The organism is Anaerolineae bacterium (assembly GCA_035529315.1).
In the GTDB taxonomy this organism is placed as follows: Bacteria; Desulfobacterota; Desulfobacteria; order Desulfobacterales; family ETH-SRB1; genus Desulfaltia.
Genome location: DATKWZ010000037.1, coordinates 1 through 25930 on the forward strand (window position 1 = coordinate 1; position 25930 = coordinate 25930).

The 25930-nt window shown below is 41.8% G+C and carries 29 protein-coding genes and 1 pseudogene; 17 read left to right on the top strand and 13 right to left on the bottom strand.

Going from position 1 to position 25930, the window contains the following annotated elements:
* The first annotated feature begins 272 nt into the window (after nucleotides 1-272).
* Entirely contained in the window at nucleotides 273-2912 is a 2640-nt protein-coding gene (locus VMW78_07050; protein HUV50756.1) for a PTS sugar transporter subunit IIA, read from the top strand.
* 799 nt (nucleotides 2913-3711) lie between these two features.
* On the top strand, nucleotides 3712-4581 hold the full coding sequence (locus tag VMW78_07055) for a hypothetical protein (GenBank protein ID HUV50757.1): 870 nt from the start codon (nucleotides 3712-3714) through the stop codon (nucleotides 4579-4581).
* Nucleotides 4582-5013: 432 nt separating this feature from the next.
* On the opposite strand, the gene VMW78_07060 is transcribed toward VMW78_07055, so the two are convergent.
* The 3 genes from VMW78_07060 to pckA all read right to left on the bottom strand — a co-directional run bounded on the left by VMW78_07060 (nucleotide 5014) and on the right by pckA (nucleotide 7697).
* Complete coding sequence (locus VMW78_07060) at nucleotides 5014-5214, bottom strand: cold-shock protein (protein ID HUV50758.1); 201 nt, start codon at nucleotides 5212-5214, stop codon at nucleotides 5014-5016.
* Between the two features lie 406 nt (nucleotides 5215-5620).
* A complete protein-coding gene (locus tag VMW78_07065; protein HUV50759.1) occupies nucleotides 5621-6079 on the bottom strand; it encodes a hypothetical protein in 459 nt (152 codons plus the stop codon).
* On the bottom strand, nucleotides 6072-7697 hold the full coding sequence (gene pckA, locus VMW78_07070) for a phosphoenolpyruvate carboxykinase (ATP) (GenBank protein ID HUV50760.1): 1626 nt from the start codon (nucleotides 7695-7697) through the stop codon (nucleotides 6072-6074). Before pckA ends, VMW78_07065 begins: the two co-directional genes overlap by 8 nt.
* A gap of 270 nt (nucleotides 7698-7967) precedes the next feature.
* On the opposite strand from pckA, the gene VMW78_07075 reads away from it, so the two are divergent.
* Together VMW78_07075 and VMW78_07080 are read left to right on the top strand one after the other, a co-directional pair.
* Nucleotides 7968-9368, top strand: a complete 1401-nt coding sequence (locus VMW78_07075; GenBank protein ID HUV50761.1) for an NAD-dependent malic enzyme — start codon at nucleotides 7968-7970, stop codon at nucleotides 9366-9368.
* A gap of 81 nt (nucleotides 9369-9449) precedes the next feature.
* Entirely contained in the window at nucleotides 9450-10103 is a 654-nt protein-coding gene (locus VMW78_07080; protein HUV50762.1) for an NAD(P)/FAD-dependent oxidoreductase, read from the top strand.
* A 103-nt stretch (nucleotides 10104-10206) separates the two neighbouring features.
* Here VMW78_07080 and VMW78_07085 read toward each other — a convergent pair whose 3' ends face one another.
* From VMW78_07085 to VMW78_07115, 7 genes and pseudogenes are all read right to left on the bottom strand, one after another.
* Nucleotides 10207-10407 carry a ferredoxin gene (locus VMW78_07085; GenBank protein ID HUV50763.1) on the bottom strand — a complete coding sequence of 67 codons (201 nt, stop codon included), beginning with the start codon at nucleotides 10405-10407 and terminating at the stop codon, nucleotides 10207-10209.
* A 1-nt stretch (nucleotide 10408) separates the two neighbouring features.
* Complete coding sequence (locus tag VMW78_07090; GenBank protein HUV50764.1) at nucleotides 10409-10570, bottom strand: rubredoxin; 162 nt, start codon at nucleotides 10568-10570, stop codon at nucleotides 10409-10411.
* A 66-nt stretch (nucleotides 10571-10636) separates the two neighbouring features.
* Nucleotides 10637-10714: pseudogene (locus VMW78_07095) on the bottom strand (hypothetical protein).
* Between the two features lie 17 nt (nucleotides 10715-10731).
* Entirely contained in the window at nucleotides 10732-11106 is a 375-nt protein-coding gene (locus VMW78_07100; protein HUV50765.1) for a desulfoferrodoxin, read from the bottom strand.
* A 23-nt stretch (nucleotides 11107-11129) separates the two neighbouring features.
* The gene (locus VMW78_07105) at nucleotides 11130-11705 is read right to left on the bottom strand and encodes a rubrerythrin family protein (GenBank protein ID HUV50766.1); all 576 of its coding nucleotides are present in this window, start codon (nucleotides 11703-11705) and stop codon (nucleotides 11130-11132) included.
* 21 nt (nucleotides 11706-11726) lie between these two features.
* Nucleotides 11727-13010: a multiheme c-type cytochrome gene (locus VMW78_07110; protein ID HUV50767.1), complete on the bottom strand. Its 1284-nt coding sequence runs from the start codon at nucleotides 13008-13010 to the stop codon at nucleotides 11727-11729.
* Nucleotides 13011-13158: 148 nt separating this feature from the next.
* The gene (locus VMW78_07115; protein HUV50768.1) at nucleotides 13159-13845 is read right to left on the bottom strand and encodes a Crp/Fnr family transcriptional regulator; all 687 of its coding nucleotides are present in this window, start codon (nucleotides 13843-13845) and stop codon (nucleotides 13159-13161) included.
* A 310-nt stretch (nucleotides 13846-14155) separates the two neighbouring features.
* Here VMW78_07115 and VMW78_07120 point away from each other — a divergent pair, with 310 nt between their 5' ends.
* On the top strand, nucleotides 14156-14377 hold the full coding sequence (locus tag VMW78_07120) for a hypothetical protein (protein ID HUV50769.1): 222 nt from the start codon (nucleotides 14156-14158) through the stop codon (nucleotides 14375-14377).
* A gap of 4 nt (nucleotides 14378-14381) precedes the next feature.
* The gene (locus VMW78_07125; GenBank protein ID HUV50770.1) at nucleotides 14382-15125 is read left to right on the top strand and encodes a 4Fe-4S ferredoxin; all 744 of its coding nucleotides are present in this window, start codon (nucleotides 14382-14384) and stop codon (nucleotides 15123-15125) included.
* Between the two features lie 49 nt (nucleotides 15126-15174).
* Here the strand turns inward: VMW78_07125 and VMW78_07130 are convergent, their stop codons facing one another.
* Genes VMW78_07130 through VMW78_07140 form a run of 3 tightly spaced genes read right to left on the bottom strand, consistent with a single transcriptional unit; the run spans nucleotide 15175 to nucleotide 16329 of the window.
* Nucleotides 15175-15657, bottom strand: a complete 483-nt coding sequence (locus VMW78_07130; GenBank protein HUV50771.1) for a ferritin family protein — start codon at nucleotides 15655-15657, stop codon at nucleotides 15175-15177.
* Between the two features lie 17 nt (nucleotides 15658-15674).
* Entirely contained in the window at nucleotides 15675-15836 is a 162-nt protein-coding gene (locus tag VMW78_07135) for a rubredoxin (protein HUV50772.1), read from the bottom strand.
* Between the two features lie 22 nt (nucleotides 15837-15858).
* Entirely contained in the window at nucleotides 15859-16329 is a 471-nt protein-coding gene (locus VMW78_07140) for a universal stress protein (protein HUV50773.1), read from the bottom strand.
* A 137-nt stretch (nucleotides 16330-16466) separates the two neighbouring features.
* Between VMW78_07140 and VMW78_07145 the strand changes: the two genes are divergently transcribed.
* The 11 genes from VMW78_07145 (at nucleotide 16467) to VMW78_07195 (ending at nucleotide 25918) form a co-directional block, all read left to right on the top strand.
* Nucleotides 16467-17213: a class I SAM-dependent methyltransferase gene (locus VMW78_07145; GenBank protein ID HUV50774.1), complete on the top strand. Its 747-nt coding sequence runs from the start codon at nucleotides 16467-16469 to the stop codon at nucleotides 17211-17213.
* Between the two features lie 21 nt (nucleotides 17214-17234).
* A complete protein-coding gene (gene amrS, locus VMW78_07150) occupies nucleotides 17235-18257 on the top strand; it encodes an AmmeMemoRadiSam system radical SAM enzyme (protein HUV50775.1) in 1023 nt (340 codons plus the stop codon).
* The gene (locus tag VMW78_07155) at nucleotides 18254-19126 is read left to right on the top strand and encodes a UbiA-like polyprenyltransferase (protein ID HUV50776.1); all 873 of its coding nucleotides are present in this window, start codon (nucleotides 18254-18256) and stop codon (nucleotides 19124-19126) included. The genes amrS and VMW78_07155 overlap by 4 nt, the downstream gene beginning before the upstream one ends.
* Entirely contained in the window at nucleotides 19123-19716 is a 594-nt protein-coding gene (locus tag VMW78_07160) for a flavin prenyltransferase UbiX (protein ID HUV50777.1), read from the top strand. Before VMW78_07155 ends, VMW78_07160 begins: the two co-directional genes overlap by 4 nt.
* 298 nt (nucleotides 19717-20014) lie before the next feature.
* Nucleotides 20015-20587, top strand: coding sequence for an ORF6N domain-containing protein (locus VMW78_07165; protein HUV50778.1), 573 nt, complete (start codon nucleotides 20015-20017; stop codon nucleotides 20585-20587).
* 172 nt (nucleotides 20588-20759) lie between these two features.
* A complete protein-coding gene (locus tag VMW78_07170; GenBank protein ID HUV50779.1) occupies nucleotides 20760-21662 on the top strand; it encodes a DUF488 domain-containing protein in 903 nt (300 codons plus the stop codon).
* Nucleotides 21663-21748: 86 nt separating this feature from the next.
* Entirely contained in the window at nucleotides 21749-22489 is a 741-nt protein-coding gene (locus VMW78_07175) for a hypothetical protein (GenBank protein ID HUV50780.1), read from the top strand.
* An 833-nt stretch (nucleotides 22490-23322) separates the two neighbouring features.
* Nucleotides 23323-24330: a hypothetical protein gene (locus VMW78_07180; GenBank protein HUV50781.1), complete on the top strand. Its 1008-nt coding sequence runs from the start codon at nucleotides 23323-23325 to the stop codon at nucleotides 24328-24330.
* A gap of 132 nt (nucleotides 24331-24462) precedes the next feature.
* Nucleotides 24463-24912 carry a hypothetical protein gene (locus VMW78_07185; protein ID HUV50782.1) on the top strand — a complete coding sequence of 150 codons (450 nt, stop codon included), beginning with the start codon at nucleotides 24463-24465 and terminating at the stop codon, nucleotides 24910-24912.
* A gap of 405 nt (nucleotides 24913-25317) precedes the next feature.
* Nucleotides 25318-25572, top strand: coding sequence for a type II toxin-antitoxin system Phd/YefM family antitoxin (locus VMW78_07190; protein ID HUV50783.1), 255 nt, complete (start codon nucleotides 25318-25320; stop codon nucleotides 25570-25572).
* Nucleotides 25573-25615: 43 nt separating this feature from the next.
* Nucleotides 25616-25918, top strand: coding sequence for a type II toxin-antitoxin system RelE/ParE family toxin (locus VMW78_07195; protein HUV50784.1), 303 nt, complete (start codon nucleotides 25616-25618; stop codon nucleotides 25916-25918).
* The last annotated feature ends 12 nt before the right edge of the window (nucleotides 25919-25930 follow it).

Below are 25930 nucleotides of genomic sequence, written 5' to 3' on the forward strand. Positions count from 1 at the left end.
TGACTTGTGCCAAGGACAGGCACAAAGGATATATAACTTACTGAACTCATACGTGGTTTCAAACAGTGTATTAATGTTTGTGATTGGTGCCGTTGTCGAAGCTTAAGGTATAATATTTCGCTTTAAAAATTTATTTTGGCCATTACAGTCTAACACTTTTAAGGAATAGCAGGGTGCGAAACTTGAGAATATATTCTCATTGAAAGCGAAGTGAATTAATCTCATAACACATTGATAATTAATAAGATTACCACGTCGCCTTGCCCCTCGCAATGACCAAGATTACAGTTTTGCAAAGTCTCTATTTAAGTCAGGTGCCATCGGATACGACGTTAGTCATTGATTTTGTCCAACTCTTTTTATCCTCGAACGCAGCTCGTACCCAAAAAAATAAGGGTATCATGGAAAACTACCTGGATATATTGTTTTTTATCGCCAGTTTCACAGTGATTGCCCTTGCTTCAAAGCAAATTGGACAATTCTTCATCAAAGCGCAACTCCCTCTGATTAGTGGATTTCTTTTTACCGGCATACTTGCCGGGCCTTATGTATTAGGTCTCATTTCAGTAGAAACTACAGAAAAATTACGCTTTGTGGATGAAATATCACTTGGGTTCATTGCCTTTGCCGCCGGAAGTGAACTGTATTTGAAAGAGCTGAAAAGTCGCTTTAAAATCATTACCTGGGTAACCATTGGGCTCGTGGTGTGTACTTTTTCTCTGGGCAGCTTAACTTTTTTTATATTGTCCGACTTTATCCCCTTTATGCAAAGCATGCCGGTAGCCGGCCGAATGGCGGTTTCTATCCTGGCAGGCGCTATCCTGGTCGCTCGTTCTCCATCCTCGGCCATAGCTATTGTAAATGAACTTCGTGCCATGGGGCCTTTTACTCAAACGGTATTGGGCGTAACAGTGATTATGGACGTAGTGGTCATTACTCTGTTCGCCGTTAACTCTTCGATCGCCGATGCCATTTTGACGGGCTTGAGCTTTGATCTGAGTTTTATAATCCTGCTCTTGATTGAGCTGGTGATATCGCTGGCACTGGGGTATTTTCTCGGAAAAATCTTAACGCGTATCCTGGCCAGTCGTATCAATAACACCGTAAAAACAGGGATCATTTTGCTGACAGGATATGGTATTTTTGTCTTATCTGCCGCGATCCGTGAAGCTACCCATGCCCGATTATCCTTTGAAATACTTTTGGAACCCTTGCTCATTTGCATGATTGGCGGCTTTCTGGCATCCAACTACAGCAAGTATCGCGCGGAGTTCTCAAAAATTCTTTACGACATCGGGCCTCTGGTTTATATCGTCTTTTTTACACTGGCCGGGGCTTCGCTGGCGTTGGATGTTCTGGCCAAAACCTGGCGAATTGCGTTGGTTCTCTTTGTGGTTCGTTTGGTTGCCATATTCGCCGGCAGTTTCAGCGGCGGCGCGCTGGCCGGAGTTCCCATGAAATACAACCGTATTGGCTGGATGTCCTTTATAACCCAGGCCGGAGTTGGGCTTGGTCTTGCGAAACAGATCGTTGTGGAGTTTCCGGAGTGGGGGCACCCTTTTGCCACAATAATTATTGCAGTCATTGCGCTGAACCAGATTGTCGGTCCTCCTATGTTCAAATGGGCGATTCGCATGGCAGGGGAAGCACACACTCGTGCAGAAACACCAGAATTTGGCGGTGGACGCAATGCAATAATCTTTGGTCTGGAAGGACAATCGCTGGCATTGGCTCGATCGCTGCGCTCCTACGGCTGGAGCGTGCAAATCGCCTCCATGGAAGTCAGCGATGAGGATATTAAAGCCTCTGATGTTGATATTTTTCCCATTTCCAGCTTGACTCTGGATGTGTTGCACCAACTGAACGCCGGACAAGCCGAAGCGATTGTCGCCATGCTCTCTGATGAAGAAAATTACCGGATTTGCGAATTGGCATATGAACATTTCGGAACGGAGAGCTTAGTCGTGCGTTTAAATAATCGGGCCAATTTTGACCGATTTAATGCACTGGGCGCTTTGATTGTTGATCCCACCATCGCGATTGTCAGCCTGCTCGATCATTTTGTACGCTTTCCGACGGCTACATCGCTGCTGCTGGGAATGGAAGAAAATCAGAGTGTTGCTGAACTGGAACTCCGCAATCCAAACTTACATGGCATCGCTCTGCGCGAATTGCGTCTGCCCTTGGACACACTCATTTTATCCGTCCGTCGCCATGGACAGATGTTGATATCTCACGGTTATACCCGGCTCGAAGTCGGTGATTGGGCAACCGTGATCGGGTCGTCGAAAAGCTTAGAAGAAATAGCGCTGCGATTCAATATAAACAGAGAATATGCTCTTTTGCACCTTATCGAAACGGTCACACCAAAAGAACTCGCATCCAGCTCATTGAAAACAGAAGTAAAAGAAATTATTAGGGGGAAAAATGGTGTCCCCAAAGATAGATTTGACAGGTTTATCGAAGAGAGTAGTGTAATAGATATTAGCCATGCCATAGGGGTAGAGGAGCTGTTTCAAATGGTGGCCAAAGCCATGGCTGCCAGACTGAACATAAAACCCGACTTACTTTTCGAATTGATGATGGCCAGAGAAAAAGAAAGCAGCACAGCCATAAGTCGAGGCATAGCCATACCGCATATCATCATCGACGGAAAACATACATTTGGTATCCTCCTGGCCCGTTGTAAGGAAGGAATCACATTTTCAGCATCAGCCCCGATGGTTTCTGCTGTCTTTGCAATGGTGGGAACCAGAGATGAGCGGAATTTTCATCTTCGCGCTCTATCGGCTATCGCTCAGATCGTTCAGGATCCTTATTTTGAAAAAAAATGGTTAAGAGCCAAAAATGAAAAAGCCCTGCGTGATGTTATGCTTATGGCAAAGCGCAAGAGGCATGGGCGGACTTGCTGAAACTCCATTTGCGAATCGGTTGTCGGCTTAGTCTGTTAGATAATATGCCAAAGAATATTTACCCCGTTCAATTCGCTACAGCGAACATTTAACAGGGAAAATCGGCTTTATAGTTAAAGAAAAACTCAGTAGATACGGGAAAAAGAAACAAGTATCGCGCAAAAGCGCTGATTAAACTGTTATTATTTAACCGGGCCGGCACAAATAATTCAGAAGAAAAGAAAATCAAGTTAATCCTGTCTGAAAAGTCAGTATGAGTTTGTTGCTGGCCATTACAATATTTGCTTTTGGGCAACAGCCCGTCAAGATTTGGCATCGATTCCCCCTTTATGATAATATTGAACCGCGGCCGGAGCTGATGACAAAACTCTTTCCGGGACTGTTTTATATTTGATGTTCAATACGAAAAAATTGACATAAAATAGTTATCTATGTTTTAATATTATAATTACAAACCAGATGATCTTGTTTAGAAGATGACTTGCATGACGCACTTAAGTTTATAAATTTAATATGTTATACGGCCAATATCTGTTAGAAACTTATAATCTGAAGAACATTCCCGAATTCCTGCCAGATTAATAAATAGGGCAAATCCATTTTCACATGGTTTGCCTTATTGATTTTTTATGGATTTTGAGATACGTGCAATTAAATTGATGTTGGGTTGGCTTTATGGAAAGGATAACGCAAATTTGATTTCGGTTAGAAATCTTCACTTTTCGTGAATTGAAGGTTCAGGCAAGGAATCTTATGCGGTACAGAAATGAACGATATACAGCTATACAATATTATTCCTATGGATTCTCCACGGGCTGTGCTCGACGAAGTAATAGTAATTCTTGACCTGATTTCGCCAGATTTCGATACCGCTCCCGTCACCTCTGCGTTTAACATGACCGTCAGTTTGTACCAGGGAAGATATCCAGGGTACCGCTCTTGCAACACCGAGTACCACGATCTACATCATACTATCGAGACCTTCCTTGCCACAGCACGGCTGATTCATGGAGCCGTATTGGACGGCAAAATCTTTACGGATCGCCGCATTACCTTGGGATTGATCACTGCCTTTTTACATGATGCGGGATATATTCAGGAAGAATCGGACAAGGATGGCACCGGGGCGAAATACACAGCCAATCATGTTCAGCGCAGTATAGACTTTTTAGAATGCCATGGTTCAGAACTCGGGCTGTCCCATGATGAAACAACCGAAGGCCGAGCAATAATCCTCTGCACCGATCTTGCTGTAGATATATCCACCATCGTATTTAAATCTGCCGAAGTAGAGCTACTTGGAAAAATACTAGGCTCAGCGGATCTCTTGGCTCAGATGGCAGACCGGACATATTTAGAAAAACTTCTATTCCTATACCATGAGTTCAAAGAAGCCGGTATTAGAAATTACCTGGACGAGGTGGATCTTCTCCGAAAGACCTTAGCATTTTATGACTTCGTGTCCCAGCGCCTTAAAACAACACTCGATGAGACCGACCTGTTTATGGGTCCACATTTTACATCAAGGTGGGGAATTCATGAGGATCTGTATCATGTGGCGATCGCAAAGCAGAGGGATTTCCTGAAGAAGATTCTGGAAATTAAAGATTCCGATCCCCGTGACCATTTGAAGCGTAGTGTCGTCAATAAAATACGAAGGGAATATTGAGGAAAAAGCTATCTGTCTTTTTTCTTAAAATATCACATGGTAAGCCCTGTTCAAACCAAAATTGATGATTTCTGCCTTGTATCATACATTATTTAACCAGGCCGCCACAAATAATTCAGAAGAAAAGAAAATCAAGTCAATCAAGTTAAGATGAACTCGTAAAAAGTCGTCACTCCGGTGGAAACCGGAGTTCAGATGATCTGCAGCTACTTGAAAAGACTGGATTCAACAAAATCAACAAGTTAAGTTCTTGCTATGATGCGATATAGTAGTAAAATGCCAATAATTGCTTTTGGGCAACAGCCCGTCAAGATTTGACACCGATTTTTATATGTGGTTTTTTGAATTGGCTGGATTTTTAGATGACAAAATAAAAAGGGCATTCCCTCATAATTTGATGGAATGCCCTTTTTTTAACTCAAAAATATTGGTCTAAACCGTAACGACATTCGCTGCAGCAGGACCTTTTTGACCCTGCTCAATGTCAAAAGTAACTCGGTCGCCTTCATTAAGAGACTTGAAACCGCTTGCATTGATTGCTGAATGATGGACAAATACATCCGGACCATCTTCCTGCTCAATGAAACCAAAGCCTTTACCGCTATTAAACCATTTTACAATTCCATTAGCCATAATTAACACCCTCCTTTTTAAAAAATTCTCATAGTTCCAGACTTCAGGGTGCCACTTTGACAAATGGTACTTTCCTTTAGAGCGAAACCGGCCCGCCAATTAAGAACAAGCCTTTACTGATTAAAAATGATAATAACACCTTTTAGGCGAAAAGCAAGGTTTATTATTGATATTTTTTAAATAAAGTGTTTTATTCTGCAAAATACAAATCCGCTTAATAGTGAGATCGGGATAATCTGGATTTTTTTACGAGGATTTCTAAAGGCAACAGGAACATTGGGTAGTCACTTTACCCAATGGCTCCAACAGGAAATCGGCTGTTTTGAGCTGAACGGAATAGGCAATTAAGAAAAGAAAAAATCTGGATAGACAACATCCGTTTTTATGAATGAGAAAAAACATGCTCCTATAATCCCCCAAAGACAGAGGTGTTAACATTGGACACATTTTTAAGCATCAGAAACACCTGTTTTTTGTTAACCGGCCGTTTTACCATGATTCGTACGTCGTCCACCGTCACAAACGTAAGATAGAACTTAAAATTGATCCACTTGATTTGTTGAAAATCACTTTCAAACAAGCCCCTTTTATCGGAGAAGGAAAAGCGCACTTTACGCGCATCAAAATCAAGCGTCACCGAGTCGGCGAACCGTTTCCCATACACCAAGTAAAGGAAATACATCGGCGAGACAAGAATGAGCCCTCCCAAAACAGCATCTGCCACGGCTGTCTTCAGGGAAAAGACCTGAAGGAAAATCACGATCAGAAAGATGGCAATTGCAATGGTATGGAAATGCTGTAATAAGATGCGCTCTTCGCCGGGCATGAAAAAGGTATATGTTTTTTTGCCAACAGGATCAGTCATGGTTTAGCTGTTTCGCAGGACCGGCTGCAAGCACACTGTCCGACGACCTGTCTTTGAATTGTTCAAAGTTTTCATGGAACAGAACAGCCAGCTTTTTTGCCTGTACATCATAATCAGATGGATTTGACCAGGTATTGCGGGGATTCAATATTTCTGATGGAACACCAAGCGATTCAGACGGCACCTGAAAACCAAATATCGGGTCGATCCACATCTCGACTTTTCCAAGTGAACCTGAGAGGGCTGCATTCAGAAGTGCTCGGGTATATCCGATTCTCATGCGGGACCCGACCCCAAATGGACCGCCGGTCCAGCCGGTATTAACCAGCCAGCATTCAGCGCTATGTTCTTCGATTCTGTCTGCAAGCAGCCGGGCATATACAAAAGGATGACGCATCATAAAAGGAGCGCCAAAGCATGCGCTGAATGTGGCGGCAGGTTCGGTTACACCCTTTTCCGTACCAGCAACTTTTGCGGTATAGCCGCTGATAAAGTGATACATTGCCTGATCCGGCGTAAGCCTGGCAATAGGAGGCAGAACACCGAAAGCATCTGCCGTAAGCATGATAATACTGCGTGGATGCCCGGCCATTCCTGAGCTGACAATGTTTGGAATATGCTTAAGAGGATACGAAGCACGGGTGTTTTCTGTTAAACTTTCGTCATCCAGATCAACGCGGTGTGTTACCGTGTTCATTGAAACATTCTCAAGGATAGTGCCAAAACGACGGGTGCATTCATATATTTCAGGTTCTGCTTCTTTGGAAAGCCGGATTACCTTTGCATAGCATCCACCTTCAAAGTTGAATACCCCGTTGGCAGACCAACCGTGTTCGTCATCGCCGACAAGCAATCTGTTTGGATCTGCTGAAAGTGTGGTTTTTCCGGTACCAGATAGACCAAAAAAGATGGCGACATCATCCGGGTCGGCCTTGCTGACATTAGCTGAGCAGTGCATTGAAAGGACATTTTGGTCGGGCAGAAGAAAGTTAAGTGCGGAAAAGATTGATTTTTTTATTTCTCCGGCATATGCAGTACCGCCGATCAACACCAGTTTTCGACTGATATTAATAATTACAAAAGTTCCACTGCGTGTTCCATCTTCGTCCGAATCTGCGTGAAAGTTCGGACAGTGAAGTACAGTGAAGTCAGGCTTGAATTTCCTGATAGCTTCAGGGTCTAATGGTTGCTGAATAAACATGTTACGAGCAAAGAGGTTATGCCAGGCATATTCATTAATGATTCGCACTGACTGACGGAACTGTTTGTCCGTACCAGCAAAACAGTCCTGCACAAAAACCGATTTGCCACGCAGATATGCTGCCATGCGTTTGAGTATAGAATTGAACCTTTCCTCAGGGTATTTCACATTGACCTTGTTCCACCATATATCATTGGTAGTCTCTGGTTCATCCACAATATACTTGTCCTTTGCGGCTCGACCTGTATGCTGCCCCATGCTGACCACCAAGGGGCCAAGATGTGCTATCAGGCCTTCAAAGCGACGGACAGCATGTTCATACAAAGCAGGCGTTGAAAGGTTCCAGCACACCTGGCCAAGCTCGTGCAACCCCAGACAATCTAACCCATGTTCCGGTATTAGCTCGTTGATTTCCATTATGCCCATCCTTTAGAATATTTTAGGGAAAGGAACTTTATTTATCTGTACTTAAGCCCGTGACTTTTTACGAAACCATCAACTTTTGCTCTTTCAAGCAAATTATTATAAAAAACCATGACAGAAATCAGAAGAAACGTAAAGAATATATTGAAACTCCCTAACCGGTATACGAGTTTCAGGCGTGGGCCTAGTGTAAATTTCCGCTTGCTTTCTATAACAGGAAAAAATATTATTAAACAGATTAAAAAATCATAGGAGCTTTGTGACATGCAAAAAGAGGTTGAGAAGTACGATTTTAAGCTTATAAAAAGAATCAGGGTAAGAATTCATGATACACCGGGTGCATTCGGCAGGGTTGCCGTGGAACTGGGAAAGTATGGTGGAATGTTGGGCGATATAACAAAAGTAGACCTGACCTCTCAGCATATTACCAGGGACCTTATCATGTTTTTTGATAATCAGAAACAATTCGAAGAAACTAAAGCTGCGCTGGAAAAAATTAAAAGGTGCAAAATACTTTCCATTGAAGATGAGGTTCTTAATATTCACAGGGGTGGTAAAATAGAGGTAACACCAACGGTAATAATGGACAACCTCAGTGATTTACGAATGATATATACGCCTGGAGTTGCGCAGGTCTGCGATTATATTCTCAAAAATCCAGAAAAAGTACGTGATTTTACGTCGATCGGCAATTCCGTGTGCATTGCCACAAATGGGTCCGCCATTCTGGGTTTGGGCAATATCGGCGTTCATGCGGGCATGCCGGTTATGGAAGGCAAGTCGGTGATCCTGCATAAAATGGCAGGGGTGAGTTGCATCCCTATCCTGGTTGACAGTGATGATGCCAATCGGATCGTCGATACTCTTGAAGCCATATCAAAAACATTCAGTATGATTATGATTGAAGACATAAAAGCGCCGTTATGCTTCGAGGTCGAGAGAATGTTGCAGGAAAAGTTGCCGATCCCTGTATTCCACGATGATCAACATGGTACGGCAACCGTTGTCCTGGCAGTATTAATAATAGCGCTGCGGATGCTGAGCAAAGAAAAAGAAAATGTCAGCATTGTGATCAATGGTGCAGGTGCAGCGGGTTTTGCTACTTGCAATATGTTGCTGGAATATGGGTTTAAGAAGATCATCGTTTGTGATTCGGCAGGGGCGATCTATGAAAAGAGAAAAGAAAAAATGAATGCGTATAAAGAGGCTCTTGCAAAAGTTACAAACAAAAAAATGAAAAAAGGCTCACTGGAAACGATCATAAAAAACAAGGATATATTTATCGGCGTTTCAGCGGCAAATCTGGTTTCAAAAAATATGGTGAAAAGCATGAATAAAGATCCGATTGTACTCGCTCTTGCTAATCCGATACCTGAAATAATGCCGCAGGATGCATTGGAAGCCGGCGCGGCATTTGCCAAAGACGGCAGAACAGTGAATAATTGTCTTGTATTTCCAGGGCTCGTAAGAGGAACCCTTGATGCCCGCACTTCAAAAATTACCTATCCGATGAAGTTTGCAGCAGCTGAAACAATTGCGGGTTTTGCAAGAAAACATGAAGGTGTGCCCAATTTTATGAACCTCGGTATCCATAAAAGTGTTGCAGAAAGAGTAAAATATGTAGCTCTAAATCAAAACAATATCACACCAATTTCTATTTTCTGATTTCAACCAGTCTTCAGCCGTCAGCCTAACAACCTGAGCAATTACAGAAGTTTTTACAAACTATAATAAGAGATAATTATTATGTCTGACAAACCGATAGGCGCAATTTTACAACGCGATAAAGAAACATACGCAATAGTTCCAAGGACTCCGGTCGGGCTTGTTACTCCGGAACATTTGGAAAACATTGCTAACGCAGCAAGAAAATACAAGATACCAATAATTAAAATCACTTCAGGCCAGCGTTTTGCATTGGTAGGGATAAAAAAAGATGATCTTGATAATATCTGGAAAGACCTTGATATGGATATGGGTAAAGCTACCGAGCTTTGCCTGCATTACGTCCAGGCGTGCCCGGGTACGGCTGTGTGTAAATTCGGAGTTCAAGACTCTTTGGGGCTCGGCATGGAAATCGAAAAACTTTTTTCTGGAATCGATCTTCCTGCCAAAGTCAAGTTTGGAGTATCGGGCTGTCACTTCTCATGCGGAGAAAGTTTCGTCCGTGATATCGGTATTCTTGGCATGAAAAAAGGCTGGACATTAATAGCAGGAGGAAATTCCGGACATCGCGCACGTATCGGAAACATTCTGTCCGAGAACCTGTCAAAAGATGAAATAATCGATCTAACTAAAAAGGTATTAGACTATTATAAAAACAACGCCAGGAAACGTGAACGCATGGCCAGATTCGTCGAGAGAATCGGAATTAAAGACATTAAAGGAGCTATATTCTAAGAAACCTTTAAAAAATGTTTCCTGCTAAAAGCAAGATCCGGGCACAAGGAAGGCGTCCGCCTCAGGAGGATTAACCATGGGAATAGATTGAGAATTATTAATTTTAACCCTCTTCCCAGGATATACAATCCTCAGGACAGTATTTTATGGCCTCTTCAACACATGATTCAGGATAATCTGAAAGCTCGGCGACTTTTATATAACCTGCGTCATTTAAACTGAAAACCAGGGGGCATACCTCGACACATCCCTCACATAGACTGCATTGACCAATATCAACAACCGGCCTTTTCATAACAGCCATTTTATTCTTCCTTTTGAAACTCATCCTTTGAAGCTCCGCACACCGGGCATTCCCAGTCATCAGGCACATTTCCCCATTTTGTTCCAGGCTCAACACCATGGTCAGGATCTCCCTGCTCTGGGTCATAAACATAGCCGCAAACCGTGCATATATATTTGTCCATTTTGTCCTCCCCCTGAAATCCGCAATCAGGAATATAACATGTATTATCCACAAACTCACACTTTTTCTTACATGAAGGACACTCTTCGGGAGGAGTGTCGATCTCAAGGGTGTAGCCGCAATTTGAACATCGCCAGCTTGGCATAATTGCCTCCTTAAGTTTTATCCCTTCCACAATCCATGTATATTGCAGTATGCCCGAACTGAGATTTCGTCGGCGTCCACGCTAAAGAATGCTTCGGGATCCTGTCCCGGGTTAAGGAACTGCCTGTATACCTTGCCGCCGGCAACAATTTCGATCCATTCGATAAAATGTTTTTCTTCCATTGGATGCGCCACAGCACCCACTTTGACCTTAACGCCCCAGGGAATCTTTTCAGATACAGGAACATGTTTCTCTATTGCCGCATCCACGGTATTTTCTTTAATAAGATTCATCGGTTTGCCGCAGCATACAAGCTCACCTTTTCCGCCATGCAGCACCTCAATAATGTTTCCGCAAACTTCACATTTGTAAACTTCAAGCCTTTCCGCCATGATACCCTCCTTTCATGAAAATCCTAATAGTTTTCTCCCAGCAGCTCAAAATGATCCTGGGGATGGTCGCAGGCCGGACAAACATTCGGCGCCTCTGTATCTTCATGAACATAGCCGCAGTTGCGGCAGCGCCAAACAACTTTTTTATCCTTTTTAAATACCCTGCCGGTTTCAATATTAGCTGCAAGAGTGTTGTATCTTTTCTCATGCTGCTTTTCCGCAACAGCAATCGCCTCAAATATTGCAGCTATGGCATCAAGCCCTTCCATGCGGGCAGTTTTTGCAAAATCCGGATACATTGTAGTATGTTCGTAATTTTCTCCTTCTGCAGATGCCTTAAGGTTTTCAAGGGTGCTGCTTATCAGACCGGCAGGGAATGATCCTGCGATCTCAACCTCTCCGCCTTCAAGAAGTTTAAAAAGTCTTTTTGCATGTTCCTTCTCCTGATTTGCAGTCTCTTCAAAAATCGCAGATATCTGAATGTAACCCTCTTTTTTTGCCTTGCTTGCAAAATAGGTGTACCGGTTTCTTGCCTGTGATTCTCCTGCAAAAGCTGTAAGAATATTTATTTCCGTTCTGGTTCCTTTCAGCTTCATAATTACATCCCCTTTTTTTATAATCTATTTGCCTGGTTTGTGTGTCGCCCTCATGGTCATGGCCATCTCTTGAATCGCGCCAAGATCCTCGGTCATCATTGCCCATCCATACCAGTAGGCATAATCCGGATTAACATGAAAAAAACCCTGGTATGTCCGCATCCGGTGTTTCATATACATTTGAAACAAAATCTGATCGATATGAGACAGTTTGTCGGTATCTCCGCCGCCGGTTTGCATAAAATAGAGTAAATCCGGATAAGCAAAAGAATAGTTGTCTGGTTTCTTTATAATATGGTCTTTATATAAAGCAGCAACAATTTCAATCGCTTCTGCAAGAAGGTGATCGGCCTTCTTCATTATTGAATCTCCCATGGCAAGCTGTTCACGTGCATATTGCTCTGAATGACAATTGCTGCAAACGCTGATCATCTTGTTACGTTCATCAAGCCAGTCTTTTTCCGTAAGTCTAACCATATCTACTGCCTTGACAACATCAAGCCTGGCTGTTGGCTTGCCTGTATCCGGATTCAGAACCCCAAGCGCCTTTAGAATTGTTGTCCTGTCAGCAGCCCACTCCTTGTCTTCAGGAAGCGGCAGCCTCACTCCTAAAAAACCCCAGGCAGTTCTGTTTGTATGAGTGCCTTCAGGCAGGTGGCAAAACTGGCAGGTGGGCGCCTGAGCTTTTTCATGCATCTTTCCCTTTTCCTTCACAGCATAACGCGTTCCGTGCTTGGAACTTTCCCACATCTCCCACTGCGGGTGATCGTATCCCATGTGGCACTGCTGGCATGCCTTTGGATCGAGCGCTTCTTTTTTGGAAAAGCTGTGCCTTGTGTGGCACTCGTCACATGAGTTGTTCTGGTAACGGTACCCTTTGTCTCGTTGTTCCTTTTTCTGAGCAGCACTCTTGATTCCCATGTTGTGGCAGCCTCCGCAACCCCTGCCGCCTTCCATCAACTCGTCCGGCTCAACATGTGTAACAGGAATGGCGTTCAGCGATGTCCAGCCAAAGCTGTGCTTGCCTTTTGCAAATTGATTAAACTGATCTTCATGACAATCTGCGCATACCTGTTCATCCGGCAATTTAGCAAGATGCGCGTCTTCAGCCCCATTATGGCTGTCACCATGGCAGAAGGAGCATGTAATTTCTTCACTGCTGTGCTTGCTTGATTCCCAGTCAGCCACCTGGCCCGGAGAAATCTTTCTGTGGCACGTAATGCAAGCCTCTTCTATTGCAAATGCCGGTGCAGCAAAACAGATAAGGCCTAGAGAAAATCCCAACACTGCAATCCATTTACTTGTCATAACATCCCTCCTTGCATTTCTTGTCACCTAAAGTTTCGCACCCTTGATTTCTATCAAAGTCAAGGCGGTAAAGGAGCCAAATTTATTTTGACCCTTACAGTCTAACACTTTTAAGGAATATCAGGGTGCGAAACTTAAGATACAACTATTATGTAAGCTTTCCATGTTCTGCCAGATCTGCCAAACCGCTACGATCTAAGAGCTTTATTTCCAGGCCATTTATTTCAATTAAATCCCGGGTGCTCATTTTTGCAAAAATTCGTGACAGAGTTTCCGGTATGGTCCCAAGGAGACTGGCGAGTTGACCTTTTGAAATCGGCAGTAAAATATTATCCGCGTTTTTCTGCTCCTCGGCGAGATATATCAGATAAGAGGCAAGGCGGCCGGGCACTTCTTTTAAAGAAAGATTTTCAATCTGAACTGTAAATTCTCTGAGCCGCATGGAAAGAACCGCGAGCATGTTCATGGCCATGGATGGGTTTGTGGTAATAAGTTTAATAAATGCGGTTTTTGGGAAAAAAAGGAGACGGGTTTTTAGCATAGCCTGAGCATTTGCCGGAAATTTTTTTCCTGAAAAGACAGGGACTTCGCCAAAAGGATTTTCAGGACCGTAGATGTGCAGGATCTGTTCTTTGCCGTCTATTGAGGCTTTAAAAATTTTAACTTTGCCTTCTGCAACAACATAAAATCCGTTTCCCTCATCACCCTCTGAAAAGATTATTTCTCCTTTACCATATCTTTTTTTAACCGCTATCCCCTCTATTTCGTTTAGCTGCTTTTCGGGCAGCCCGTTAAAAAGGGATATATCGGCGATTATTTCTGATATGTTTTTCATAAATAACCTCTTTTAAAAAAATAATCTCAATTTAACTTTCTGTCAATAATTATTAACCCGGCAAAATAATACCCGGACTTTGTCATGCCAGGCTTGATAAGCCTGCCCTGTACTTGATACGGGGGCATCCATAACGCATTGAATTTACTGGATCCAGGCTTTCGCTGGAATGACGGGAAACGGTGTTTTTGGAGTTTTTACGAAACCATCAAACTTGAGATAATTTTTTTTCTCCTTTTTTGATTTAAGTCAAGGTGTCTTGCCTGTTTTATGTGTAGCATACGCATAAAACAGGCAATGGAGATAAATCATGAAATGCCCGGGTCAAGACACCAGGTACTGGAAACCGGAAGCTATTTTTGATGCAAAATGTCCGGGATGCAGTCACAAGGTAGAATTTTTCAAGGATGACACTACCCGCAAATGCCCAAATTGCGGGCGCAGGTTTAAAAACCCTAACATAGATTTTGGCTGTGCTTTATATTGCCAGTTTGCCGGGCAATGCACAGGAAATCTTAAGTCAAAAGGATAACGAGATGGAAATACTACGAAAAATAATAGAGATCGACGAAGAATTATGCAACGGATGCGGCCAATGCGTGCCAGGCTGTGCAGAAGGATCATTGCAAATCATAGAGGGCAAGGCAAAGATGGTTTCGGAGAACCTATGTGACGGTCTTGGGGCATGCATCGGAGAATGTCCTAACGGAGCCCTCAGAATTGTCGAACGTAAAGCCGAGGAATTTGATGAAAAAGCAGTAAAAAAATATCTGGCAAAAAAAGAATCAACAAAACAAAAGCAACAGCCGGTATTGGCATGCGGGTGTCCGTCGACTAATATACAGACATTTGCACCGGTTTCATCATGCCGGGCAGCAAATATACCAGCCAGCTTTGCAGATAGTGAATCCGCCCTTTTTCACTGGCCGATTCAGATACGGCTGGTACCTGCAACAGCGCCATTTTTAAAAGGCGCGAATCTTCTGGTGCTTGCAGATTGCTGCGGTGTTGCCGTTCCGACCCTCCACAGGGATTTGCTCAAAGGAAGGGTCGTAATGATAGGATGCCCGAAATTTGATAATGTTCCAGAATACATCAACAAGTTCGCGGATATCTTCAAAACCGCAAACATAAAAAGTGTTCTATCAGTTGTCATGGAAGTCCCATGCTGCTCCGGCTTGCCAATGATTGTCAAAAAAGGTATGGAAGCAGCAGGGAAAAACATACCTGTAGAAAAAGTAGTCATCAGCACGAGAGGCAAGATACTGGAGCAAAAATAAACAGGATATCCCATAAATAAAAAGCCGAGCTGTCTCATAAAGCAGGCTGTTAAGCATTTTTTTTCAGAGCAACCAGCTCTTTGCCGAGAAGTTTTATATGGGCCATCTCTTCCTTGATAATTGCATCAATTTTTGTTTTCCCTGAATTAACAGGAACCATTTCCTTCATGCCCAGATAAAATGCTATGGAATCCTTTTCAGCCAGGATAGCCTGCTTGAGGATCTCTTCCATTGACGACATGTCGATCTTTTTTTCAAAAAACACCCTAATGTCGGCTAATGCTTGAAGATAAAGAGCCGTCTCACCCTCAGGATCAAATAAGGTTGTAAATCTCTCTTTTTCAGACAGTCCTGCTCTTAAATCAACAAATGTTTTTTCATGTTCCTCTTCCATTGCAGCAAGATCGAGTAAAAGCTTTTTTTCAGCAGGCTCAGCAATCGATTCTGCCGATCTCCTGTAAAAGGAAGCGCCATTTCTTTCAATCTGCTCGGCCATTTCAAATATTTCATCTGCATTAAAATCGTAAGTCATTGTTTATTAAAGCCCTTTTATTCTTCCTTTTGAAAATCATCCTTTGAAGAGCCACACACCGGACATCCCCAATCATCCGGCACATCTTCCCATTTTGTCCCGGGTTTTACTCCATTATCAGGGTCGCCTTGCTCAGGGTTATAAACATAGCCGCACACCGTGCATACATATTTGTCCATTTTTCCCTCCTTTTGCACAGATCTAATTAACTATAAGGACAGAAATATCCTTAGCCAGTTGAAATACTTTTTGTGAAACACTGCCAAGAATAAAATCCTTAATCCCGGACTGCCCTCTTCTCCCCACAACAATAGCATTATAACCGGATTGCGCTTCTTTAACGATATCCCTTGCAATCCCCTTTTTTTTGTTTTTTGCCTTTATGGTTATATTCTTTGCTTTAAACCCGGCATCTATTAATTTTTCCCGTGCTTTTTTGAGTGCGCTTTCAACCAGGTTCTTTTTTTTATCTTCAAGTTTACAAAAGGAACTTTGTTCAGATTTAAAATATGGGATTAATTCCGGACTGTTCATCTCACATAACGCAGCCGTATCCTGCATTACATTAAATAACGTCACCTTACTGTCAGAAGTGAAAAATTTCTCAATAAAGTCCACTGCCCGCATGGCGTTCTCAGAATCATCAAGTGCCACTAATATTTTTTTATTCATGAGTCATATCCTCCTTTTATAAAATTTAAGATTTTATATTTTGATTATACACTTTTTATATCCGGTTTCAACTTTTTTACAAGTTCATAAATATTTTTTATCTTGATAATATCCTTTTTTTTTATTAAATTATTAATATGGGGTATGTGTTTAATTTCCATGATGCCATAGCTTACGAGCAATGGTTTAACAATCCGCAAAACAGGTTTTTTTTCGATCTTGAAAAAGGTCTTATGCTTGATATGCTTAAGCCTGTGCGTGGAGATTCGGTTGTCGATATAGGCTGCGGAATCGGAGCAAACCTTTTGTCGTTTGCAGAAATGGGGCTTGAAGTAACAGGACTCGATCCTTCCCCGTACATGCTTGATATTGCAGCAAGAAATCTTGACAATCGCGCTGATCTTCATCGTGGATTTGCCGAAAACCTTCCGTTTGACGATAACTCCTTTAATTATGCATGCCTTGTTACCACACTGGAATTTGTCGATGATCCTCAAAAAGCCATTGAAGAGGCATGCAGGGTTACAAAAGACAAAATATTTATCGGCGTATTGAACCGTTATGCGATCAAAGGAATTCAAAGGCGCATTAAAGGGATGTTCATTAAAACCATATATAATCACGCAAATTTTTTCAGTATATGGGAGCTGAAACAAATTATCAGAACTATTCTTGGAGATGTTCCAATATCATGGAAAACAATATGCCAGTTGCCTATGATACATGGGAATATTGCATCCAGAATAGAACAGGTCGGCCTGTTGCAAAGATGTCCTTTCGGGGCTTTTGCAGGTATGGTTGTCACACTTGTCCCTCGCTATACAACAAGAGCCCTTCCGCTCAGATGCGATGTCAAGCATACAATCGACACACCGGCGGGTTAAAAGTGAGAAGGAACAGCAATTGTGGAAGCATATCTTTATAAACCATTAAAGGAAAAGAAGGTAAAGTGCAACCTGTGCAGCCATCGCTGTATTATAAAAAATGGCAAGCGCGGGATATGCGGTGTGCGTGAAAACCGGAATGGAATTCTTGAGAGCCTGGTTTATGGCAAACTTATTGCCAGGCACATAGACCCTATTGAAAAAAAGCCGCTGTTTCATTTTATGCCAGGCAGCAAATCATATTCCATAGCCACTGTGGGTTGCAATTTTAAATGTCTTTTTTGCCAGAATGCCGATATCGCTCAAATGCCTTCAGACCATAATGGAATGATAATCGGTGACCTCTGCTCACCAGAAGACGTTGTTGACGCAGCGGAAAAAGGGAAATGTAAAAGCATAGCCTATACCTATACCGAACCGACTGTTTTTTTTGAGTTTGCATTTGACACCGCAAAGCTCGCGCGTGAAAGGGGAATCAAAAATGTATTTATAACAAACGGTTACATGAGTTCGGAAGCCCTGCATATGATAAGCCCTTTTCTTGATGCAGCCAACGTTGATTTAAAGGGCTTTACAGAAAGTTTCTATAAAGAAATATGCGGGAGCAGACTTGAACCTGTTAAAGAGACCTTAAAACTTATGAAAAAGCTCGGTATCTTCGTGGAGGTCACGACCCTGCTTATTCCAGGATTAAACAACGGTGCAGAAGAGCTAAAAGAGCTGGCTTTGTTTATAGCAGATTCTCTGGGCACCGACACACCATGGCATATCAGCCGGTTTTATCCAACATACAAATTGACAGACCGCCCGTCAACACCGGTTGAATCAATCGCAAACGCCCGCGAAATAGGCATAAAATCGGGATTAAGATATGTTTATACCGGCAATCTGCCGGGCGATAAGGGAGAAAACACATTCTGCTATAGTTGCGGAAAGATTCTTATCAACCGTTTAGGCTTTTCCATAATCAAAAATGTGGTGGAAAACGGCTGCTGCCCGTATTGCGGTTCTCAGATAGATGGAATCGGGCTTGATAAATTATGAGGCCTTTGGAGCAGTTTCTGGCATACGGCAAAACCATTAAATTCAGCCATACTATTTTTGCCCTTCCTTTTGCCCTTTCAGCAGTAGTACTTGCTCACCGGCATTATCCAATCAGCCCGACACATCTCTTCTGGATTCTTATCGCCATGGTCGGGGCGCGCTCCTCTGCAATGGGTTTTAACAGGATTGCAGATGCAAGGTTTGACGCAAAAAATCCGCGCACATCAAAACGTGAAATACCTTTAGGCAGGCTTTCTTTATTCTCCGCAAAGATGTTTGTAATTTTATTTTCCCTTATTTTTATTTTTGCCGCTGCAATGCTCGGCAAGATATGCCTTTATCTTTCCTTTCCCGTGCTTGCTTTGATGTTTTCCTATTCCTACACAAAAAGGTTTACCTGGCTTTCCCATTTTTATCTTGGATTTGTGATATCGCTTGCGCCCACAGGAGCATGGATAGCTCTTACCAACACCTTTTCATTGCCCATCACATTGCTTTCTCTGACCCTTTTGACCTATATCGCAGGCTTTGACATCCTTTATGGTTGTCAGGACACAGGCTTTGATACAAAAGAAGGGCTCTTTTCCATACCCGCCAGGTTCGGTATTCATAAAGCACTTTTAATCTCTTCCATTACTCATGTTTTTTCTTTTTTGTTTTTATTTTTGATCTTTATTGCCTTTGATATGAAGATAATATATCTAATAACTATTATAGTAATCGCCTTGCTGCTTATTATTGAGCACAAACTTGTTAAACCCCGTGATCTCAGCCATGTTAATATCGCTTTTTTCCATATTAACAGCGCAATTTCAATAATCCTGTTTGTCGGCATATTAGCTGACGAGCTGGTCAGGCAATGGATATGAACAAAAAAATTATAGTGGCGATATGCGGAGCTTCAGGATCGATTTACGGCATCAGGCTGTTAAAGGCGCTTTTGAATAAGCCTGTAAATATATACTTAATCATTTCAAATGCCGGCTATAAAGTACTTGAGCATGAAACCGGTTACACAGGTGGATCGTTTTCATCTTTTTTAAAGGATAAAGGGGTTGTCGTTCATAATGATGCGGATTTAAATATCTATGAGCAGGATGATTTTTTTGCTCCACCTGCAAGCGGGTCATTCAGAAATGACGGCATGGTTATAGCTCCCTGCTCAATGAAAACACTTGCAGCAATTGCTTCCGGCATGGCGGACAACCTCATCCACAGGGCGGCAGATGTCAGCCTGAAGGAAAAGCGGCCACTTATCCTGCTCCCAAGAGAGACCCCTTTAAGCATTATTCATTTAAAGAACATGTACGTGGCAGCCAAGGCAGGCGCTACTATAATGCCCCCCTCCCCTTCATTTTATTCCAATCCCAAAAATATTTCCGACCTTGTAGATTCTGTAATTGCAAGGGTTCTCGACCACCTGAAAATTGAGCATGACCTTGTTAAGCAGTGGGGGTAAGAAACTTAACATGAATATAAAATGATAGCCCTATAGAATCCCCAAACAGTTCACTAAATAATCGTTGATTTAACGATTAAACAGAGCTATCCGTTACCGAACGGGAATAACTTGTCGTTTTCCTGCGTGAAACATCAAAATATTCCCGTTCGGTAATTTATCTTAAATTACAAGTGAGCGGAGCATAAATATTCTCTATCGGTAATATTCTATGGTAAAGGGAAAGATTGAAGCTCCCCGCCGCAAGCAGCGGGGACTGCGCTCGTTTTTGCGATTCAAGGGTTTGGAGATATAGAGTATGATCGAGGGAAAAGCACTTATCCCAATCGAACGAATTGAAAACGTTATTATCCAAATACGAGATCATAAAGTTATTATTGCTACGGACTTAGCTAAAATCTATGGTGTGACTACAAGAAAATTGAATCAAGCCATAAAGCGGAACATTGATCGATTCCCTCCTGATTTCTTGTTTCAACTGACTCAAAAAGAAAAAGAAGAGGTGATCACAATTTGTGACCACCTCGAAAATCTTAAATATTCCCCATACCTACCATTTGCTTTTACAGAACATGGCGCCATTATGGCAGCCTCGGTTTTAAATTCCAAACGAGCTATTCATGTAAGTGTATATGTTGTCAGAGCATTTGTAAAATTGCGGGAAATGGTATCAACCCATAAAGAACTAGCGCTCAAGCTTTTGGAAATGGAGCAACGATTAGAAAGTCATGATAAGCAGATTCAGGCCGTTTTGGAGGCGATCCAGCAACTTATGACACTGCCTGCCAAACCACACAAGAAGATTGGATTTATAGTAAAGGAAAGGCAAGCTACCTATGGCCGTAGAGGCATAAAACGCAAAAAAGGCTAATCATGCTTGATGATGGAACAAAAAAAGCGGAGGCAAGGCCGCCCCACCCAAAAACCCTTATACGGCTATTGACGGTGAAAAAAATCGCAAAGGAAAACGATAGTTACTTCTTGACGATATAAACTTATAAACTGAGGAATGTCCCATATATCCCTGTTGTTGAGGTAATGATATGATCAAGTTGCATTATCCTAAATTTTATCGGCAACGCCTTGTTTTGATTTTGTTAGAAAAGGCTGGAGGCTGCCTGTCAAAAATGGATTTTCAGAAGCTATTGTTTTTATTGCATCAGAAGACAGGAATTTTGTACTATGATTTTATTCCTTACCACTATGGCTCTTATTCGTTCCAGGCAGCATCAGACATTGAAACTTTGCAAGCAACAGGCTGGCTTAAATCAGAAGAGAAAAATATTACTTTACTAAAACAACTCCCTCAATCAAAAGGTTTAAAGGGATATGAAATAGATGAGATTAGTCGATTTATGCAAAGCTATAAGGATTATCGGGGCCGCAGGCTGCTGCGTTATACTTATCAATATTATCCTTATTATGCGATCAGGAGCAAAATAGCTCATGATATTGTGGATAAAGAAACTCATAAACGTATCCAGGCTGAAAGGAGCCGGACGATAAAACAGGAGTCTGTGCTTTATACAATTGGCTATGAAGGATCAACCTTTGAGGCTTATATTAACAAACTGATAGCCAACGATATACGACTGTTGTGCGATGTGCGAAAAAATCCGCTGAGTCGCAAATTCGGTTTTTCCAAAGGGATACTATCCAGCGTATTACCAAAATTAGGTGTTGAGTACTTGCATGTCCCAAAGTTAGGAATTGTCTCGCAAAAACGAAAACAGCTCGAAACAAAGGATGATTACATCCGCCTGTTTGCAGAATACCGGGAATCTCTTCCTGAAAAAGCAAGCTGTCTGCAAGATTTGACAGTGCTGATGGAGCGTTATCAAAGGATAGCGCTGACCTGCTTTGAAAGGCATTCGTATTTTTGTCATCGTCATTGTATCAGTGATTATCTGGAGGCTGAGAAAGACATAGCGGTTGTCCATTTATGATCGAAAAACGAAAAATATTCATAACAGTCAAGACATATCCAACCCTGTCAAGAAAATATGATGAAATTGTTTGTACAGCAGGAATCTTGGATGATGGAAGCTGGGCGCGTATATATCCACTACCGTTCCGCAAGCTGGATTACGAAAAGCGTTATAGAAAATATCAGTGGATGGAAATCCAGTTACAAAAAAATACGAGTGATCCCAGACCAGAAAGCTATAAAGTATGTGATATTACACAAGTCAGGCTTATCGGAAAACCAGTTGGGACAGCAATGGGATGGAAGGAGAGAAAACGTATTATTTTTGATCAAAATCCAATCTACACTGATTTGACCGGTTTAATCGAACAGGCACAAAGAAATAAGCTTTCCCTGGCCATTTTCAAACCCGAGGAAATTATTGAGGTTGTTGTTGCGGAAACACAACACGAATGGAGTGAAGAAAAGTTAACCCTCCTGAAAGCAAAAGCAAAGCAGCTTTCTCTTTTTCAGACTGAAGAGGAAGTGAAAAGAGAATTTTCAATAGTTGATAAACTTCCCTACGATTTTTTTTATCGTTTCAGGGACAAAAAGGGCAGAGAAGCCAAACTCATAATAAAAGATTGGGAGATTGGCATGCTTTACTGGAATTGTCTTAAAAATTCCAGCGGTGATGAACAAGAGGCTGTATACAAAGTTAAAGAAAAATATTTTAATTTGTTTAGCAAAAAAGATATTTACTTGTTTTTAGGAACAACAAAACAATTTCATGGATGGGCTAAAAATCCATTTGTAATTATTGGAGTTTTTTATCCACCGCTTGAATCACAGCTTTCATTCTTTTAGCAACACAAAGCACTGTTTCCTAATATCAACCCAAAGTTGAAACGTCGAGAATATTACCCACAATAACTCAAATTGTATATTGATGGATTGACAGAAATGATAGCGGTAATTTAGAAAAAAAACATAACAAATTGACTTGTATATTCAATTAATATATTTTGTTATAGATTAATTTCGGTCTGTTTTTTGAACCTCAAGCAGGAGGATCAGGTGACCAAGAATTACAAAAAAATAAAGCCCCATTTCTTCAGCCATATGAAGGATGGGGTTTTTTGTTTTACAACCCTGGATCTGAACCGTAATATCGAGCGAATACAAAAATAGCAAACTTCCTTACGGTCGCAGCTCCCCGCTGATTGGCGGGGAAGCTTCAAATCATGAACTAAAAAGGATTTAGCTGTTCTATCCTTGACGATACAAACTTATAAACTGAGGAGCATTATAAACAGTCCAAGCGAAATATTTCCGAAACTTAAACCTAATATTCAAATATGTGGAAGTATTTTCCAAATATATAGTCCGATATCATGGGAAAAATTTACACTTATTAACACTGACAAGCTGACTGCTCGCGATCAGCATAACGCCGGCGGATGCTTCGCCATCCGCCGGCGTTATGCAGCACAATAAAGAGATAGAACTTGGACGTGCCATGTATGTGAGACCCAATTCGACACTGTTGGGAGAACATATTAGGGGCAATTCTTGATTATTGACAAATGGAATTTTGCAGTAACCTCATGGGCATTGGAAAAGAAATAAAGTTAATTGAGATAGTGCATTTGTCAAGATTAAAGACCCTATCGGGTTGTACTAATCAGGTGGCATAAAAAATGCGAATTACGAAATCTCAGCTTGTAAATAAACCAGGGAAATGGGGTCGCCATATCGTCATACTTGGGGCTGGGGCGAGTGTCGCAGCGTTTCCTTATGGTGACGCTAATGGGAAAAGACTGCCGACGATGAATAACTTAATTGAGATGCTTGGTCTCGAACCGGTATTAGAACGGGGAGGAGTTAAGAATAAACGTCGCAACTTTGAAGATATTTACAGTGAGTTGTACGAAAATAATCCTGGGTCACCATTTCTTAAAGAAATTGAGAAGATCATATATACTTATTTTGACAGCCTAAAACTCCCAGAATTACCAACCGTGTATGACCGTTTATTGATGTCCCTTAGGCCAAAGGATATTGTTGCAACCTTTAACTGGGATCCATTCCTCTTTGATGCGTGGAATCGGAATAAGGATAAAGTTCCAGCTCCGGAGATTCTTCACCTTCACGGCAACGTCCGCTTAGCATATTGCCCAGAGCACCCTGTTTATGGTGGACACGGCATGTATTGTCCAAAATGTGATAGAGAGCTTATCCCCTCTCAGCTACTCTACCCCGTCGCAATGAAGAACTATGCCAACGAACCCTTTGTCAAGACAGAATGGGAAGTTCTAAAGAAATATCTGCGTCAGGCGAAGACCCTAACAATTTTTGGCTATGGAGCACCGACTACGGATAAAGAAGCAGTTGATATTATGAATAGTGCATGGGACAAGGACAATCGATTAATCGAACGAACGGAGATCATTGATAAAAAGGACAAAGAAGTTCTGTGGACGCAGTGGGAGCCTTTTATAATAAGAACTTACCTTGATTGCCCTAAGGACTTTTATCAATCACGGATAGCAAACTTTCCTAGAAGAACTTGTGAAGCGTTATTAGCTCAAACAGCTTATGGTCAATGGGTTGAGAACAACCCCTTCCCGTTGGATGCTAATTTTGATGAACTATTGTCTTGGGTAAAGCCATTAGTTGAGGCAGAGCGTGTATTGGATGCTGTCTGAAAATTTATAGAGGCTTTTAGTTCATAACTATGGCTATGCGATAATTTTATGTAAATACATAACCCAACGCACTCGGACGCCAAACAGCTTCGCCGTTCGGCGCCGATGGTTTCAAACGTTAGGAGCAAGAATATGGATTTTCTGAATAGAATTCCTAATTGGCTGAGATGGATTTTATCGTTGCCTACTGCTCTTTTAGCACTGTTTATTTCTTATCCACTGATCATATTATTAAACAAAATAACGATGATTGGTATTGGGGAAGGCTTTTTAACAGACCTTGTAATATTGATATTGGCTAACCTATGGAGTGCTGCTGCTTTCATATGGGTCGGAGCTATAATAGCACCACGTCATAATTTCATTGTTTCGATCATTTTCGCAGTATTCTATAGCTTTATACTTGGAGCATCGTTCTTTGCAAAGTTTTCACTCGGGGCTAAGTCGAGTGTTACTTGGCTGGAAATGACTATAACGGTAATAGCTGGATTAGTCGCGGCAGTCGGAGTGGTGTATCATTTTTATGAAAATGAGAAAAAGGATGAAATTCACTCTGTAAGTTTTAAAAATGAATTATATTAGATAGCTGGCTCCTAACCTGTTTGAGTAAAGTGGGGGACAATCCTATATCCTCCTGTCAAGAGCAAAATAAAAAGAATATAAAATCAATATGTTACTATACATTATAAATTTTGGGCGTATCGGTATTGTAAGCTCTCAAAGAGCTTTTAAACAAATGTGTTGGCGAGTTTCTCACCTATAAATAAACCTGTTGCCTTATCGTTACTTCTATCCGGTGTGGATCTTTTTCCACCTATAATCCCTTATCCAGGCTATAATGTTCGGTGAGAGGCCCTTTATTGTCCCTTCCGAGGTCATATGCCTCTACGTCCATGCTCGGGCTCTCTCGCCATATCAAAACTTTATTTATTGACTTTCACCCACTATATGACTATAATTCTGGTCAACTAAAAAAGAGGTGTTTTTATGCAAACATTATCATTGTCCGAAGTTAAGATGAAGCTTAGCGAGCTTGTTGAAAAAGTCCACTCAACCGATGAGGAGATTGTAATTACAAAAAACGGCAGACCCTCAGCCGTACTGGTCAGCTCTGATGAATTTGAAAGCTGGAAAGAAACTCTTGAAATCATTTCCGACAAAGACATGATGGACGAAATTAAGCAGGGGCTTGCGGCACTCGAGAAGAAAACCAGGCTTTATACGCTTGAGGAGTTATTTTAGCATCAAACAGCCATTCTCGGACAGCTCGTTAGGAGCAAAACATATGCCGGCGACTTATAAGTTTAGAATGCCGGATAAGACAGCGGATCTTATCCGGCATATACATCCTGAAATAAAGAAAAAAATTAAGTCATCTCTTGAAATTATTTTATCAGATCCCCAGGCCGGCAAATCATTGAAGGGTGAACCGACAGGTTTAAAAAGTTTCAGGACAGGTCGATTCAGGATTATTTATAAGATATCTTCAAAACAGATTATAGATATTGTGGCTGTTGGCCCGCGAAGTGTAATATATGGAATTACTTACAGAATTTTAAAAAAACAAACAGATCAGAAAAAAGAATAGAGCGGGTAGGTC